12 protein-coding genes are annotated in these 15,057 nt (G+C 62.8%); 4 read left to right on the top strand and 8 right to left on the bottom strand.

The features are described 5' to 3' along the window. Positions 1-4 precede the first annotated feature (4 nt). Both WA950_RS05140 and WA950_RS05135 read left to right on the top strand, forming a co-directional pair. A complete protein-coding gene (locus tag WA950_RS05140) occupies positions 5-910 on the top strand; it encodes a UTP--glucose-1-phosphate uridylyltransferase (RefSeq protein WP_424550614.1) in 906 nt (301 codons plus the stop codon). A 117-nt stretch (positions 911-1,027) separates the two neighbouring features. Then, on the top strand, positions 1,028-3,376 hold the full coding sequence (locus WA950_RS05135) for a polysaccharide biosynthesis tyrosine autokinase (protein ID WP_424550613.1): 2,349 nt from the start codon (positions 1,028-1,030) through the stop codon (positions 3,374-3,376). Between the two features lie 40 nt (positions 3,377-3,416). On the opposite strand, the gene WA950_RS05130 is transcribed toward WA950_RS05135, so the two are convergent. From WA950_RS05130 to WA950_RS05095, 8 genes are all read right to left on the bottom strand, one after another. Continuing rightward, positions 3,417-4,793 (bottom strand): aminotransferase, encoded by a 1,377-nt coding sequence (locus WA950_RS05130; protein WP_424550612.1) that lies wholly within the window; start codon positions 4,791-4,793, stop codon positions 3,417-3,419. Continuing rightward, complete coding sequence (locus WA950_RS05125) at positions 4,786-6,330, bottom strand: M81 family metallopeptidase (RefSeq protein WP_424550611.1); 1,545 nt, start codon at positions 6,328-6,330, stop codon at positions 4,786-4,788. The genes WA950_RS05130 and WA950_RS05125 overlap by 8 nt, the downstream gene beginning before the upstream one ends. A 2-nt stretch (positions 6,331-6,332) precedes the next feature. Next, positions 6,333-7,820 (bottom strand): aldehyde dehydrogenase, encoded by a 1,488-nt coding sequence (locus WA950_RS05120; RefSeq protein WP_424550610.1) that lies wholly within the window; start codon positions 7,818-7,820, stop codon positions 6,333-6,335. 1 nt (position 7,821) lies between these two features. Beyond that, positions 7,822-8,529 (bottom strand): ABC transporter permease, encoded by a 708-nt coding sequence (locus WA950_RS05115; protein ID WP_424550609.1) that lies wholly within the window; start codon positions 8,527-8,529, stop codon positions 7,822-7,824. Beyond that, positions 8,526-9,227: an ABC transporter permease gene (locus tag WA950_RS05110; protein WP_424550608.1), complete on the bottom strand. Its 702-nt coding sequence runs from the start codon at positions 9,225-9,227 to the stop codon at positions 8,526-8,528. The genes WA950_RS05115 and WA950_RS05110 overlap by 4 nt, the downstream gene beginning before the upstream one ends. A 95-nt stretch (positions 9,228-9,322) precedes the next feature. Further along, complete coding sequence (locus WA950_RS05105; RefSeq protein WP_424550607.1) at positions 9,323-10,099, bottom strand: transporter substrate-binding domain-containing protein; 777 nt, start codon at positions 10,097-10,099, stop codon at positions 9,323-9,325. A 23-nt stretch (positions 10,100-10,122) separates the two neighbouring features. Further along, positions 10,123-10,884, bottom strand: a complete 762-nt coding sequence (locus tag WA950_RS05100) for an ATP-binding cassette domain-containing protein (protein ID WP_424550606.1) — start codon at positions 10,882-10,884, stop codon at positions 10,123-10,125. A gap of 119 nt (positions 10,885-11,003) precedes the next feature. Beyond that, positions 11,004-12,485 (bottom strand): M81 family metallopeptidase, encoded by a 1,482-nt coding sequence (locus tag WA950_RS05095; RefSeq protein WP_424550605.1) that lies wholly within the window; start codon positions 12,483-12,485, stop codon positions 11,004-11,006. Between the two features lie 168 nt (positions 12,486-12,653). On the opposite strand from WA950_RS05095, the gene WA950_RS05090 reads away from it, so the two are divergent. Both WA950_RS05090 and WA950_RS05085 read left to right on the top strand, forming a co-directional pair. Beyond that, positions 12,654-13,982, top strand: a complete 1,329-nt coding sequence (locus WA950_RS05090; RefSeq protein ID WP_424550604.1) for an aspartate aminotransferase family protein — start codon at positions 12,654-12,656, stop codon at positions 13,980-13,982. Between the two features lie 153 nt (positions 13,983-14,135). Continuing rightward, on the top strand, positions 14,136-15,005 hold the full coding sequence (locus tag WA950_RS05085) for a MurR/RpiR family transcriptional regulator (protein ID WP_424550603.1): 870 nt from the start codon (positions 14,136-14,138) through the stop codon (positions 15,003-15,005). Positions 15,006-15,057 lie beyond the last annotated feature (52 nt).

Raw genomic sequence — 15,057 nt, 5'->3', positions numbered from 1 at the left:
TTCCATGGAGAAAACCAGGACCGTCCGCAAGGCCGTCATTCCCGTCGCCGGCAATGGAACCCGCTTCCTGCCGGCCACCAAGGCCATGCCCAAGGAAATGCTTACCATCGTCGACCGCCCGGTCGTGCAATATGCCCTGGACGAAGCCCGTGAGGCCGGCATCGAACATGTCGTCTTCGTCACGAGCCGCAACAAGCAGGTCATCGAGGACCATTTCGACGATACGCCGGAGCTGATCTCCTCGTTGGAAAAATCCGGCAAGGACGACAAGGTCAGCGAGCTCAGCCAGTTGCTGCCGACGGCGGGCTCGGTGAGCTTCACGCGCCAGCAGGCGCCGCTCGGCCTCGGCCACGCGGTCTGGTGCGCGCGCGATGTCATCGGCGACGAGCCCTTCGCGCTGCTCCTGCCCGACATGACCTCCTTCGGCCCGCGCGGCTGCCTCTCCGGCCTCATGGACCTCTACGGGGAAGTCGGCGGCAACGTGGTGGGCGTCGAGCAATGCGCCCCGGAAGAAGCCTCGCAATATGGCATCGTCGGCAAGGGTGCGGCCGTGCGCCACGGCTTTGCCGTCACCCATATGGTGGAGAAGCCGCGGGCCGGCGAAGCGCCGTCAAACCTCTTCCTGAATGGCCGCTACATCCTTCAGCCGGAGGTCTTCGGACACCTCGCGCGCCAGCAGCGCGGTGCGGGCAACGAGATCCAGCTCACCGACAGCATGCTGAAGCTCTCCGCGACGCAGCCCTTCCACGCCCATGTCTACGAGGGGCGAACCTATGACTGCGGCTCGAAGCACGGCTTCATCGAGGCCAATGTCGCTTTCGCGCTCGCCCGCCCCGATATCGGCGGTGCCGTCTACGAATCCCTGCGTGCCATGATGATGTCGCACGAGGGCCGGATTCGCGCGGCATAATCCTACGGCCCCGGATCGAAGCAGTTCCAGAAATTGCGCGAAACAAAGAGCCCGATCCGGGGCCGCCTTCGGGGAGGAGGAAGTTGTCCATCGCGCCGAAAGGTAGAACGGAGCCCCATGCACCATCGCACCGTACCGCACAGCAGCGTCTTTCGAAGGGAGCCGGATCCATCCGATTCCTTCATAGACCTCAACCGTCTCCTAACGATCCTCCTTCGCCGCGCTCGGTTGATCGCGCTTGCGATCGCCGTCACGGTCGCGCTGGGGGTCGTCTATCTGGTTTTTGCGACGCCCATCTACACGTCGATGACGCAGATTCTGCTCGACGAGGATCTGTCGCGCTATGCCGAGGAAAACGAACCCTCGCCGCAGAGCAGCCAGCAGGTCGACATGCGCATCGCGAGCGCCGTCGAGATCCTGAAATCCGGCCGGCTGGCTCTGCGCGTGGTGGACGACCTGAAGCTTGCGGACAACGAGACCGTTCTCAATCCGCCGCAGTCCCCCGTCGCGATTGCCAAGGGATGGGCCAAATCGCTCGCGTCATTCGGCTCGTCCGAGCCGGCGGTATCGGAGGAAGCGCTTGCGAGAGGCCGGCGCGAGAAAGCCGCCGCCATGCTGCAACAATCGCTGGCCGTGGAACGGGTCGCTCGCAGCGCCGTGCTCGCGGTCTCCTTCCGCTCGACCGATCCGCAGCTTGCAGCTCAGATCGCCAGGCGCTATGCCGAAGCCTTCTTTGAAGATCAGCTCAGCGCCAACTATACGGCGACGGAACAGGCATCGACCTGGCTCCAGGAACGGCTGACGGACCTTCAGGCACGCGCCCAGGAAGCGGCGCTGGAAGTCGAGCGCTATCGCAGCGAAAACGGCCTGACCTCCGCCCGCGGCGAACTGATGTCCGAGCAGCAGCTTGCCGATCTCAATAGCCAGCTCATCCTGGCGCAGGCCGATGCGGCCAGCGCCTCGGCGCGCTACGCCCAGTTCCGTGCCATTGTCGAGCAGGGGCCGGACAAGGCGATCGACAATGCCTCCGTCCCGACGCAGCAGGCTGGCGGCTCCGTGCTTCAGGAGTTGCGTGAACGCTACAATTCCGTCGTCAAGCGGGCGCAGGACATCGCGCAGAATTTCGGCGCCGACCACCCGCAGGCCGCCGCGCTGAGGGCAGAAAAGGACGATCTCGCCGGACAGATCTACCGCGAGCTCCAGCAGCTCACCGCCAGCTACAAAAACGAATACGAGGTCGCCCGTTCGCGCGAGGTTTCCTTGCGTGAAAGCATCGACAAGGTGGCCGGCAGCAATGCCGAGGCGAACCGTTCCTCCGTGCAGCTGCGCGAACTTGAGCAGAAGGCGACGGCGCTGAAGGCGCTCTCGGAATCCTATCTCAGCCGCTACGAGCAGGCTTCGCAAAAACAGTCCTTCCCGATCGCCAAGGCGCGGGTGATTTCGGATGCCGGCGTGCCCGTCTTGCCGTCGGCCCCCAGCAAGACGATGGTGCTGGGCCTGTGCGTGATGCTCGGCCTGATGGCCGGCGGTGCATTGACCTTCATTCAGGAAATGCGCGAGCGCGCCTTCCGGCTCGAAAACGACATCCGCACCATTCTAGGGCTGAAACCGCTCGGCTACCTGCCGCTGATCAACGGCGGGAAGAGGCCCAAGCCGGCGATGATCGGTGCAAAGGCGCTGAAGGCGGAACCGGGGGCGTCAGACGGCGAGGACGTCATTCCCCTCGAACGCATGACGCGGGTCGTGCTGGACGCGCCACGTTCGGTTTTCGCGGAGACCCTCCGCAATGCAAAACTCGCCAGCGACGTGATGCTGCAGGGCCGCAAGACCCGCGTGATCGCAGTGACTTCGGCCCTTCCTGGCGAAGGAAAATCCACCGTTGCGACCAACTTCGCCGCTCTGCTGGCCGTCAGCGGCAAAAGGACCCTGCTGATCGACGCCGATGTGCGCAAGCCCGGCCTCAGCATCATGATGAAACCGGCGCCACAGGCGGGCCTCATCGAAGCGCTCACCGGGCAGACCGCCTGGAACCAGCTGGTCAGGACCGATCGCCAGTCGCAGCTCTCGATCCTTCCGATCGGGATCCGCCCGGGCGACAACCGTGCCCGTCATGCAAGCGACCTCGTCTCCTCGCCCGCCATGCACCGCCTCATCGAGGAGGCTCGACAGGCGTTCGACTATGTCGTCGTCGACCTCGCCCCGCTCGGTCCTGTCATCGACGCCAAGGCATTCGAGCCGCTTGCCGATGGTTTCCTCTTCATCGTGGAATGGGGCAAGACACCCGCAAACCTGGTGCGTGATCTGCTTGCGGCCGAAAACGGGATCGCCGCGAAAACCCTCGGCGTCGTCCTCAACAAGACCGACATGGATGCGCTGCCAAGCTACAGCGACGCGGGCGCGGCCGAGAAATACCGGGATCTCTACGACCAGTACTATATCGACCGGTGCGAAAGAGTTGCCACCTGAGACGGGGGCGGCAGGCATCGGGAGCCTGCCGCTTTCAGCTTCATACAAAGGCGTCCAAGTTCTTGCGGAGGCGATCGACCAGCCAGTCGATCTCGGTTCGCGAGATGACGAGCGGCGGGGAGAAGACCAGGCAGTCACGGACCGCACGCGTGGTCAGGCCGGTCTGGAAGCAAAGGTTTCGCACGGGCGTGGCAAGGCTTGAGAGCGGCGTGACGGGCGTGCGGCCCTGCTTGTCACGGGTCAGCTCTACAGCCGCCATCAGGCCGATACCGCGGACTTCCCCGACCAGCGGATGATCCAGCAGCTCGCGCAGCTTCGCCATGAAGTAGGGACCCGTATCCTCGCCGACACGCTCGACGATGCGTTCGCGCTTGAGGATGCGGATGTTTTCCAGCGCGACCGCCGAGGCGACGGGATGTCCGGAATAGGTATAGCCGTGGTTCATCCGTCCCGGCTGGTCCATCAGGACGGAAGCGATGCGATCGCCGAAGACGGATGCCGAGATCGGCATGTAGCCGGAGGACATGCCCTTCGCGATGGTGATGATGTCGGGCTTGATGTCGTAGGTCTGCGAACCGAACCACTGACCGGTGCGACCGAAGCCGCAGATGACCTCGTCGGCAATCAGCAGGATGTCATGACGCTGGCAGATTTCCTGCACCTTGACCCAATAGCCTTCCAGCGGCGTGATCACCCCGCCAGCGCCTTGAACGGGCTCGCCGATGAAGGCCGCGATATTCTCCGGGCCAACGGTCTCTATCATCTGTTCAAGCCCGGCCAGCGCGGCGGCGCAATGTTCCTCCGGCGTCTGGCCGCGGCCTTCGGTCCACCAGAAGGGTGCGGGCGCATGATGGACATCGGCCATCGGCTGGCCCGGAATGTCGTGCATCGACGGCAGGCCGGTCAGAGAGCCGGAGCCGATCGACGTGCCGTGGTAGGCATATTTGCGCGAGATGATCGCCTTCTTCGAGGGCTTGCCGGCGCGGATCCAGTAGAGCCGGGCCAGGCGGATATTGGTGTCATTGGCCTCTGAGCCGGAGTTTGCGAAAAACACCCGGTTGAGACCGTTCGGCGCGACCGTGGCGATCTCGGCGGCCAGTTCGACGGTGCTGGGCATCGTCGTCTTGAAGAACGTGTTGTAGTAGGGAAGCTCCGCCATCTGGCGTGCTGCGACTTCCGCCAGTTCCTTGCGGCCATAGCCGATATTGACGCACCAAAGGCCGCCCATCCCGTCCATCAACCGCTCGCCTTCGCTATCGTACAGATAGACGCCCTCGGCGCGGGTGATGACGCGCGTGCCGCCTTCGGCCACAAGTTCCTGATGGTCGGCGAATGGATGCATATGATGTGCAAGGTCGAGCGCCTTCAGGCGCACTGTTTCGGGCGAGGCATTCGAAAGGGTAGCGTTGTCAGGCATCGTGACGGAACTCCAGAACACGGATTGATGAGAGGGCACCGCAATCATGGTCCAGCGGCCAGATCGGACGGGGCAGATTTCGGTAGGGAACCTTGGCCAATTGCATGCTCGCGATGCCCCCGGCATCGACAAGCAGCACCTCGCGGGCCAGAGGGCCGAAGGCGGCGCGGTGGTGGTTGCGGCTCTTCAGGGCAAGAACCGACTTTTCGGTCGGCTCTATACCAAGGGTCCGGAATTGCTGCAGATCGGTTATGGCGAGCGCGCGGCTGGCGACCACGATCTCGATCCCGCGATGGCGCAGCACCGCCATCGGGCCCATATTGACGGTGACGCCGCGCAGGACCGGACCATCAAAGCGAATGCGGCCGTCGTGCAGGCAAACCACCTCGACATTGAGCGCCAGAGGCGGGGAGATTTCCGGCGCCTTTCGGCCGCCAAGCATCACGTCCAATCGCGCACCCCGCCCCGCTCGCGCGGCGAGTTCCACTGTTTCCGGGTCGCACAGGCTGGCAAAGGCCGCATTGGCAAGATCGGCCTCGACCATCGCACGCAACAGATTGGGAGAATCGCCATAGGCGCCGCCTGCCGGATTGTCTCCGAAATCGGCCAGCACCAGGGGCTTGTCGCCCGGCCGGCCTGCATGCGCTGCCGCCATAGCCTCGGGGGGACCGGGAAATTCCAGCTGGGTCTGGTCGCGGCTTTCCCACAGGAGGCCGGTCAGTTCCCGCGCGGCAAGGGACAGGTCGGCGACCGAGCCGTGTTCGGCATGGAGCACGACAGCCGGGCCGGCATTCGTGGTGTCGGCCCATGGGAAGCCGATCGTGATGCCGCCTGACAGGAGGTCGAGCTCAAGCCTCAGCGCCTCAAGCCGCGCCAGGATTGGGTTCATTGGTCCCGGTGGGGACGTGCGTCCGTGATCGGCAGCGTCGAGCATGGGCGGTCGCATCATCACCGCGCGGGTAAGACGACGGCCTGTCCTGGGCCGCGCCAGCAGGCGCGCCAGAACGGCAACCGCGCGTTTTGCGGTCTCGGCCTGATCGACATGCGGATAGGTCTCGTAGATGCAGATCCCGTCCACCGCCTCGACCAGGCGCGGGCTGAGATTGGCATGCATGTCGAGCGTCACCACCAGCGGCACGTCCGGGCCGACGATCCGCCGCATCTCGCAGGCGATGTCGCCTTCCGGATCGGCGCTTTTCTCGGTCGTCATCGCTCCGTGCAGTGCAAGCAGCACGCCATCGGTTGCCTCGCGCGCCGCCGCGAAAAGGCGTGCCTTCAGATCCTCGAAAACTGTCTCGACCATCGGTCCGGAAGGACCGGCCGCCGCCGCGAAGGCGATCCGGGATTGCCAGCCCAATGCTTCGCAATCTTCGAGAAATCCACCGATCTCCGTGCCGGATCCCGCAAGCCTCGCACGCGCCGACGCGTCATCAAGCAGCAGGAAACGGCCATGAAAACTATCGATCGGCGTGAGGGTCCGGTTGAAGCTGTTGGTTTCATGCAGCAGCGAGGCAATAAGTATCCGCGGAGCGTCCATAGTCATTCCGCCAGGTCGACCCAGACCGATTTCACGGCGGTGACCTCATCGAAGCAATGGATCGACTTGTCACGCCCTAGGCCGGACTGTTTCATGCCGCCGAAGGGAACGGTGATATCGCCCACCCGAAGCGTGTTGACCCAGACGACGCCGGTTTGAAGGCGCGGTTCCAGCCGGAGCGCGCGCGGGACGTTCGCGGTCCAGAGCGCGGAGGCGAGGCCGTAGGGGCTGTCATTGGCAATTCGGATCGCCTCGTCTTCCGTCTCGAAGCGGATGACCGAAAGGACCGGGCCAAAGATTTCCTCGCGCGCGACCTCCATCGTGTTGCTCACCTCGGCAAGGATGGTCGGCGGCACGACAGCAGTTCCTGCCGCGCCCTCGCCGCCCGCGACAAGACGCGCGCCGTCCTTTTGGCCGGAGCGGATGAAGCCGCGGACCCGATCCGCATGGGCGGCGGAAATCATCGTGCCGTAGCGTGTCTCTGGATCGAGTGGATCGCCCGAGTTGCGGCCGTTGGCCTGCGCGACGACACGCTCGAGGAATTCGTCATATATCCCGGCCTCGACCAGCAGGCGCGAACCCGCATTGCAGATCTGCCCCATGTTCTGGAAGATGCCATTGGCGGCCGCCAGCGCCGCCTTGGTCGGATCGCCGACATCGGCAAAGACGATGTTGGCGGATTTCCCGCCGCATTCGAGATTGACGCGTTTCAGGTTGGACTGGGCGGCGTATCCCAAAAGTAGCTTGCCGACCGCCGTGGATCCGGTGAAAGACAGGCACGCGACGTCCATGTGCAATGCCAGCGCACGGCCCGTTTCGGGGCCGATCCCGGTGAGGACGGAGAAGACGCCGCCGGGCAACCCGGCCTCATGCGCGAGTTTGGCAATGTGGAGCACGGAGAGCGACGTCAACTCCGAGGGCTTCAGAATGACCGAGTTGCCCGCCGCCAGAGCCGGCATGATCTTGATGATCGCCATGTTCAGCGGAAAATTCCAGGGCACGATGGCGCCAATGACGCCGAGCGGCCGGCGTCTCAGCATGGCAAGCGCGGAGGCCTGCACGGGCGCGATCTCGTCATAGACCTTGTCGATCGCCTCGGCGAACCAGCGCATCGACTTCAGCGAGGAGCCAACGTCGATCGCGATCGTATCGCGGATGGGCTTGCCGGTATCGATACTTTCGAGCAAGGCGAGATGCTCGCCGTCACGCTCGATGAGGTCGGCCCAGGCGAGCAGTATCGCCTTGCGTTCGGCGGGCGAGCGGTTGGCCCAGACACCCGCTTCAAAGGCCGATTTTGCCGCAGCAACAGCGCGGTCGACGTCCTCGGCACCGCAGGCCGGGAGTTCGGCGATCACGCCACCCGTTGCGGGGTTGATCGAAAGGAAGGTCTCACCGCTGGCCGCCATCCGGGCGCGCCCGGCGTAGAAGGCGTGTGTTTCCGGCGCGATAGCTTTGGCGCGGGTGTGCCAGTCGTCACGGGTCAGGGTCATGTCAGGCCTTCGCAAGGATGCCCGGAGCCGATTTCAGCCGCGGCGAGAAAAACCATTCGAGGCCGCGCAGGATTCGGGTCAGGATGAAGTTCAGGATCAGATAGATGATGCCCGCCATGCCCAGTACCTCGACCGGCATGTAGGTTTCGGATGCGAGCGATCGAGCCACGCCGGTCAGATCGAGCAGCGTCACCGTCGAGGCCAGGGACGAGGCTTTCACCATCAGGATGATCTCGTTCGAATAGGCCGGCAGGCCGATCTGCATCGCCTGCGGCGCGACCACCTTGTGAAAGCGCTTCAACGCGGGCATGCCAATGGCCTTCGCTGCCTCGATCTGGCCAAGCGGAACCGCCGTGATCGCTCCGCGCATCACCTCGGACACATAGGCCGAGGTGTTCATCGAGAACGCGATCAGTGCGCACCACCAGGGCTCGCGCAGGAACGGCCAGAGCACGCTCTGACGGATTTCTGGAAACTGTGACAGCCCGTAGTAGACGAGGTAAATCTGGACCAGAAGCGGCGTGCCGCGCAGGAAGAAGACATAGGCATAGGATGGCGCTACGAGCCAGGTTCGTCCCGACAGGCGCATCGCCGTCACGCCAAGCGCCAGCACGAAGCCGATCGCCGACGCAACGGCCACCAGCTTCAACGTCAACAAAGTCCCGCCGAGAAGGGCGGGAATGGAATCGATCATTACCTGAACGTTCATCCGCCTCTCCTTTGGGCAACAAATCCACGGTTGGCGCGGGCTTCGAGGAAGGCGGTAGCGCCCATCGTGACGACAGTCAGTCCAAGATAGATGAAGGCCGCCACCAGGAAAAAGGTGAAGGGCTTCTTTGTGAAATCGACGGCGAATTGCGTCTTGCGCATCAGTTCATCCAGCCCCACGACCGAGATGAGCGCCGTTTCCTTCATGATCACGAGGAAGATGTTGCAGAGGCCGGGAAGCGCGAGGCGCCAGACCTGCGGAAGGGTGATCTTGAAGAAGGTCTTGGACCGCGGCAGCCCGATGGCGCGCGCAGCCTCGACCTGCCCCTTCGGTATCGATTGAAGCGCGCCCCGGAAGACCTCGGCCGAATAGGCGCCAAAGGCCAGCGACAAGGCGAGACAACCGGCCGCGAATGCGCTGACATCGATGAACTGGGTGTAGCCAACGGCGCGGGCGACGGCGTTCACCGCGGCGATCGCGCCGAAATAGAACAGCAGGATCACCAGCAGGATCGGAACACCGCGAAGGACGGTCGTGTAGGATTCGGCCAGGAACCGCAACAGTCGCGATCCCGAAAGCTTCATGAGCGCGACTCCGATGCCGATGCACACGCCTGCCGTGGCCGCGATCATCGTGACGCGGATCGTCATCCATGTGCCTTCGGCCAACAGGCCGCCAAAGCCTTGCAGGTCGATCATCCGAACTCCCTTGCGAACGAGGCGCCAACGCCTGCCGCCGCTTGAAAAAGAACGGCAGCGCCCCTCGTCTCAGGCCGCTGCCGCAGATTGATGCCTCAGCCTTCCTGGCCGGGCTTCAGGCTGAACGGGAAATACCGGTCGTTGATCTCGTCATAGACGCCGTTTTCCATGATGGTCTTCAGAGCCGCGTCGAAACGGTCCTGCAGGGCCTGATCGCTCTTGCGGATCGCAATGCCGGCGCCCGGGCCAAGATAGGCCGTGTCGAAGAATGCCTTGCCCTTGGCTTCGAAGCCGGAGCCTTCCTCGCTGTCGAGCCACTGCTGCATGAACAGCCGCTGGGCCATCACTCCGTCGATGCGGCCCGCGGCCAGATCGAGATTGTGTTCCTCGTTCTTGTCGTATTCGCGGATGACGGTTTCCGGGAACTGCGCCTTCAGGAGCTGGCCGTAGCTCGAGGCGCGCTGTACGCCGATGACCTTGCCTGCCAAGCCCTCCGGTGTGGTCTCGATTTCCTGGCCCTTGGCGGCAACGATGATCGCTCCGGCCTGATAATAGGGCTGCGTGAAATTGACGGCCTCTTTCCGCTTTTCAGTGATCGACATGGAGGCGACGATGGCGTCGAACTTGCCAGCGTTGAGACCCGGGATCATGCCATCCCAGGAGAAGGTCTCAATCTTGCATTCGGTCTTCATCTCGGCACAGAGCGCGTTGGCGATATCAATGTCGAACCCTTGAATCTCGCCCGAAGCCGATACGAAGTTGAACGGCGGATAGGTGCCCTCGGTTGCAAGGCGCAGCGTTTCCGCGCTGGCCGATCCGGCCGCCAGCAATGCCGCAGTCGCGGCGATCACGATCTTAAATCGGTTGGTCATCATTCATCCTCCCTGGACGTTTTTCATTGATCGAAATTCTGGGTTACGAAAGTGCGGCAGCGGTCGGAGACCGGTGCGTCGAAAACCTGTTCGGGTGGTCCTTCCTCTTCAACGAGGCCCTGATGGAAATACAGAACCTTGGAGGAGACCTCGCGCGCGAAGCGCATTTCATGGGTCACGATGATCATGGTGCGCTGCTCTTCTGCAAGCGAACGCATGACCCGGAGCACCTCTCCGACCAATTCCGGATCGAGCGCGGATGTCGGTTCGTCAAACAGCAGAACTTCGGGATCCATCGCCAAAGCGCGGGCGATCGCCGCGCGCTGCTGCTGCCCGCCTGACAGCTGCATCGGGTAGTAGTCGCGCCGATCGTAGATGCCGACACGCTCCAGCAAACCCTCGGATTTCTCTCGCGCTTCGGCCTTGCTGCGGCCCAGAACCGAGACCTGGCCCAGCATGAGATTTTGCAGGACGGTCAGGTGGCTCCACAGATTGAACCCCTGAAACACCATGCCCATGCGCGAGCGTATGCGGTCGATCTGGCGATTGCCTGCCAGCCCCTTCCGTCCCAGCTCGATCTTTTCGCCGAAGAAGCGGACCTCGCCCTTCTGATAGGTCTCCAGAACGTTCAGGCAGCGCAGAAAAGTGCTCTTGCCCGAACCCGAGGAGCCAATGATCGAAATGACGTCTCCACGCCCGGCCTGCATGGAAATGCCCTTGAGCACTTCGGTCTCGCCATAGCTCTTGTGCAGATCGTGAACGTGAAGCGGTACGGTATCGCTCATCAATTTCCCTGGGTCCATTCGGTCTTCGGAGGCATTCTTTGATGTTTGCGTTTCAAAGTCAACATGCATGAAACACTTGTTTTATGATCTTTCCCGTTCGACGGCTTTCTGGGCAGTTTTTAACCGAGAAGAGACCGCGGAACATGCCGATAGGGCACGAGATTTAAATCCGCGGGCGAAGGCCCCGGCGACTCGATGTCGATCAGCGCGATGCAGTGGGGTTCGAAAGCCGCTCTGAAGTGATTCTTGGCCTTGACCAGAAACAGGTCCACTTCGGCCAAGTCTATGTCATGCAGATTGCACCAGGCGAGGTCGTTAACGCTCTGGCAGGTTTCGGCCACCACCACGCGAAGGTTTCCGCACTCCAGAACCGCCGTTCTGCCGATGTCGACAGCCATGCCGTTTTCCATTGGCCCGACATTGCGGAAGCGGCCGTCTGTCAGGCGTAGAATGCGCACTGTCAGCGGAACGGGTGCGCCATATTCCGGCATGATCCGGCCGCCGAGCTGCGCGGAGAACGTGGCCCCCTCCCCCAGCCTGTGGCATTCGGTGACCAACGCCGGATCGTGGAAGAAGCTGAATACCGTGCGGCGGTGAGATGAGCTCTCCAGCCATGCACGCAGCAGGCCGGTCGTGTCGCCGATGCCGCCGGACAGAGGGTTGTCTGCGGTGTCTATCAGGGTGACAGGGCCCTTTTCCCGCCGTTGCTCCAGCAATGTTTCCGCGCAGGAAAGCCCTTCCTTGGCGCGAACGACAGCGGCGCGGAAACGGGGCGCGCGCTCGAGAAATGCCGCGCCCAGGCTGTTGAGTTCCGCACTGATGTCGCCCTCCAGCGTCGCGGTGACCGCGACCATCGCCGACGCATGAGGGCTGTCGGCATAGGTGAATGATGCGAAGAACGTCGCGTCCGCAATGCCCGGCTTTTGCGCGGCTTTCCGTCCGAGATCGACAAGCTCGCGCATGGGGCCGTCGGCGGTGCGCATCATGTGGCTGAGCGGCAGCATCGGTACCGGCCGCAGGTGCAGGCGCATCCCGCGTTTGTGACGCAGGCTATCCAGCAGCATCGCCATGGCGCGATGACCGGTCTCCTTCATGTCGACATGGGGATAGGTCTGATAGCCCGACAGAATCTGCACCAGATCGGCCAGGGCCGGATTGATGCAGGCATGCATGTCGAAGCTGACGGCAATGGGTGTGTCGGGTCCGACAAGGGCGCGAACGCGGCGGATGAGATCGGTGTCTGGAGACAGGGAGCCGGTCGAGAGCGTTGCGCCGTGCAGCGAGAGATAAATCCCGTCAAAGGGACCGCTTTCCAGTCCGGCCAGAATGGCGTCGTGGATCTGTTGCATCTCGGCCTGCGGCACGAGGCCGCCAGGCGGTGCGGCGGTGCAAAGCGAGAAGTGCACCTCCAGATCCTTCTCGCTGTCGAGCAGCTCAACGACTGCGCCGATCTCCGTGTTGGTGCCGCGATAGAAGTCGGCGGTATTGGGCCCTTGCTGCCACTCCTTGCGCCGGAAGTCCGTCAGACGGGTCTGAACCGGGGTGAAGCTGTGCGCTTCGTGCCACAAGCGGGCGACCGCGATCTTCAATGTGCCTGTCATTGCGTCCTCTTTTCCGGCGATCCGCCTACCGTGACAGGAGGCGGCAATTTGCCATTGCGATTCAAGTGGATTGAATGCAATATATATGAAACAAATGAATCATCAACCCGGAAGGAAATGCGCCATGTCACGGAAAATTCGCTGCCATCCATGGTGTGCACTGCAATCATGAGCCAGATTCTCCATCGCTCCCTGACCGGTCGCTTGCCTACTGTGGTGCACGCTGAAGGGATCCATGTCCGCGACAGCGACGGCAAGACCTATATCGACGCGTGCGGCGGCGCGGCAGTGTCATGTCTCGGCCACGGGCATCCGCGCCTGCGCGAGGCACTGCTCGCCCAGCTCGATACGGTCGCCTACATGCATACGGGTTTTTTCACCAGCGAAGCGGCCGAAGCGCTGGCAAGCCGGCTTGTCGCCGATGCGCCGGCGGGCATGAGCCACGCCATGGTGCTCAACAGCGGTTCGGAAGCGGTCGAGGCATCGCTGAAGATGGCTCGTCAGTACCATGTCGAGCGCGGTGAGCCGCAACGGCGCCATATCATCGCACGCCGCCAGAGCTACCACGGCAATACGCTGGGCGCGCTTGCCACGGGCGGAAACGCCGGGCGTCGAAAGTTGCACACCCCGATCCTGATCGAGACACACCACATCGACCCGTGCTTCGCCTATCGCTACCAGCAGGAAAACGAATCCGATCTGGACTATGCCGCACGCGCCGCACGCCAGTTGGAGGATAAAATCCTTGAGCTCGGCACTGACAGCGTCATGGCGTTCGTTGCGGAAACCGTGGTCGGCGCTACCGCCGGCGTGGTTCCTCCGGTCGGCGACTATTTCCGTCGTGTGCGCGAGATCTGCGATCGCTACGGCGTTTTGCTCATCCTTGACGAGGTCATGTGCGGAATGGGGCGCACCGGCACGCTCCACGCCTGCGAACAGGAAGGGATTTCGGCAGATATCCAAGTCTTGGCGAAGGGGCTTGGCGGCGGCTATCAGCCGGTCAGTGCCGTACTGGTGTCCAGCAAGGTGCATGACGCGTTCCTGCGCGGCTCAGGCGCCTTTGTCCACGGACAAACCTATATGGGCCATCCGATGGCGGCGGCGGCGGCGCTCGCTGTGCAGCAAGTGGTTACTGAGGACAACCTGCTGGAGAACTCCCGCCTGCGCGGCGCGGAGATGATGAGCGCCTTGCAATCACGCTTCGCGAATTCTCCCTACATCGGGGATATCCGCGGGCGCGGTCTTTTTATCGGTCTGGAGCTGGTGCAGGATCGCCTCAGCAAGCTGCCTTTCGATCCGGGCATGGCTCTCGCCAGCCGTCTCAAGGCCGGGGCCATGAAAAATGGGCTGATGATATATCCGGGCAGCGGCACGATCGATGGCAAAGCGGGCGATCATATTCTGCTGGCTCCGCCCTACATTGTTACCTCCGAGGAGGTTGGGGAAATCGTCAGCCGTCTTGGCGATACCGTCGATCAGGTGCTGGCGGACGGCTAAACTGCCCGGGCGCCGAAGTGCGATCCTCGGGGCCGCTTCAGATTTGCGTCCTGAACGGCTTGCAAACAAATGGCGCTGGTGGTTCTCCTGCAACCGGAGCACTACTTGACCGGAGCGGCGCGCCGTTCCGGTCCAAACGAAAGAGAATGCCACATGGAAATCTACCCCCTCCATTCAGAGATCGTGGCGCGGTTCAATCAAATGCCGCGTCAGCTCCAGATGGCGGGTCGGTATATCCTTGAAAATCCACAGGATGTCGCATTGCTCTCGATGCGGGATCAGGCGCGCAAGGCCGGCGTGCAGCCCGCCACCATGACCAGGCTTGCGCAGTTCCTGGGCCTGCCCGGCTATGACAGGGTACGCGCCATCTACCACGAAGCCATTCGGGACCGAAGCACGGGCTTCGCGGAAAAAGCCCGCCAGCAGATCCGCGATCAGGCACTTGAGGGCGACACCGCTCTTGCAGCGCGAATGTTCGCTCGGCTTTCGCACCAGATCGACGGTCTCAGCCACCCAGAGGTGCTGGCCTCGCTGGCGACGGTGGCCAATGCGCTCACGGGCGCCAGGCGGATCTATTGCCTGGGGCAACGGTCCTGCCATCCCGTGATGTGGCACTTCAACTACATGATCTCGCTTCTGGGCGAGCGCACTGTGCTCGTCGACGGGGCCGCTGGCACCGGCTCCGATGCATTGACATGGGCCAAGGAAGGCGATGTCCTTTTCGTTCTGACTATCAGTCCCTATGCCGCGATCACCCTGCAAATCTGCGAGTACGCGAAGTCGCGTGGCCTCAAGATCGTCGCGATTACAGACAGTGAGGTCGCGCCGATCAGAGCCGTGGCGGATTCGGTCCTCTTCTGCCCCACCGACAGCCTGAGCTTCTTCCACACCATGACACCAGCCTTCGCCCTCAGCGAGGTCCTGGCCAGCATGCTTGCAGGCAAGCCAGAAATGCACGCACACGAAGCGCTCCAGCAAACGGAAGCGCGGCTGAACGCTCTCTCGACCTATTCCAGAGGCTAGCTAGTACCGCGCGGGCGATAATCCGCCACGGAAGCGAGAATTCCAAAGGTGA

Origin of the sequence: Shinella sp. (assembly GCF_049651085.1) — a bacterium.
GTDB lineage: Bacteria > Pseudomonadota > Alphaproteobacteria > Rhizobiales > Rhizobiaceae > Shinella.
The sequence above is the reverse complement of the archived record's forward strand: the minus strand, read 5'-3'. Positions and strand labels throughout refer to the sequence as shown.

What these genes read in the sequence shown, in the direction of transcription:
- WA950_RS05105 (WP_424550607.1), bottom strand. Translation starts at nt 10,099, where the DNA reads ATGACCAACCGATTTAAGATCGTGATCGCCGCGACTGCGGCATTGCTG.
- WA950_RS05095 (WP_424550605.1), bottom strand. Translation starts at nt 12,485, where the DNA reads ATGACAGGCACATTGAAGATCGCGGTCGCCCGCTTGTGGCACGAAGCG.
- WA950_RS05120 (WP_424550610.1), bottom strand. Translation starts at nt 7,820, where the DNA reads ATGACCCTGACCCGTGACGACTGGCACACCCGCGCCAAAGCTATCGCG.
- WA950_RS05085 (WP_424550603.1), top strand. Translation starts at nt 14,136, where the DNA reads ATGGAAATCTACCCCCTCCATTCAGAGATCGTGGCGCGGTTCAATCAA.
- WA950_RS05130 (WP_424550612.1), bottom strand. Translation starts at nt 4,793, where the DNA reads ATGCCTGACAACGCTACCCTTTCGAATGCCTCGCCCGAAACAGTGCGC.
- WA950_RS05110 (WP_424550608.1), bottom strand. Translation starts at nt 9,227, where the DNA reads ATGATCGACCTGCAAGGCTTTGGCGGCCTGTTGGCCGAAGGCACATGG.
- WA950_RS05090 (WP_424550604.1), top strand. Translation starts at nt 12,654, where the DNA reads ATGAGCCAGATTCTCCATCGCTCCCTGACCGGTCGCTTGCCTACTGTG.
- WA950_RS05100 (WP_424550606.1), bottom strand. Translation starts at nt 10,884, where the DNA reads ATGAGCGATACCGTACCGCTTCACGTTCACGATCTGCACAAGAGCTAT.
- WA950_RS05140 (WP_424550614.1), top strand. Translation starts at nt 5, where the DNA reads ATGGAGAAAACCAGGACCGTCCGCAAGGCCGTCATTCCCGTCGCCGGC.
- WA950_RS05135 (WP_424550613.1), top strand. Translation starts at nt 1,028, where the DNA reads ATGCACCATCGCACCGTACCGCACAGCAGCGTCTTTCGAAGGGAGCCG.
- WA950_RS05115 (WP_424550609.1), bottom strand. Translation starts at nt 8,529, where the DNA reads ATGAACGTTCAGGTAATGATCGATTCCATTCCCGCCCTTCTCGGCGGG.
- WA950_RS05125 (WP_424550611.1), bottom strand. Translation starts at nt 6,330, where the DNA reads ATGGACGCTCCGCGGATACTTATTGCCTCGCTGCTGCATGAAACCAAC.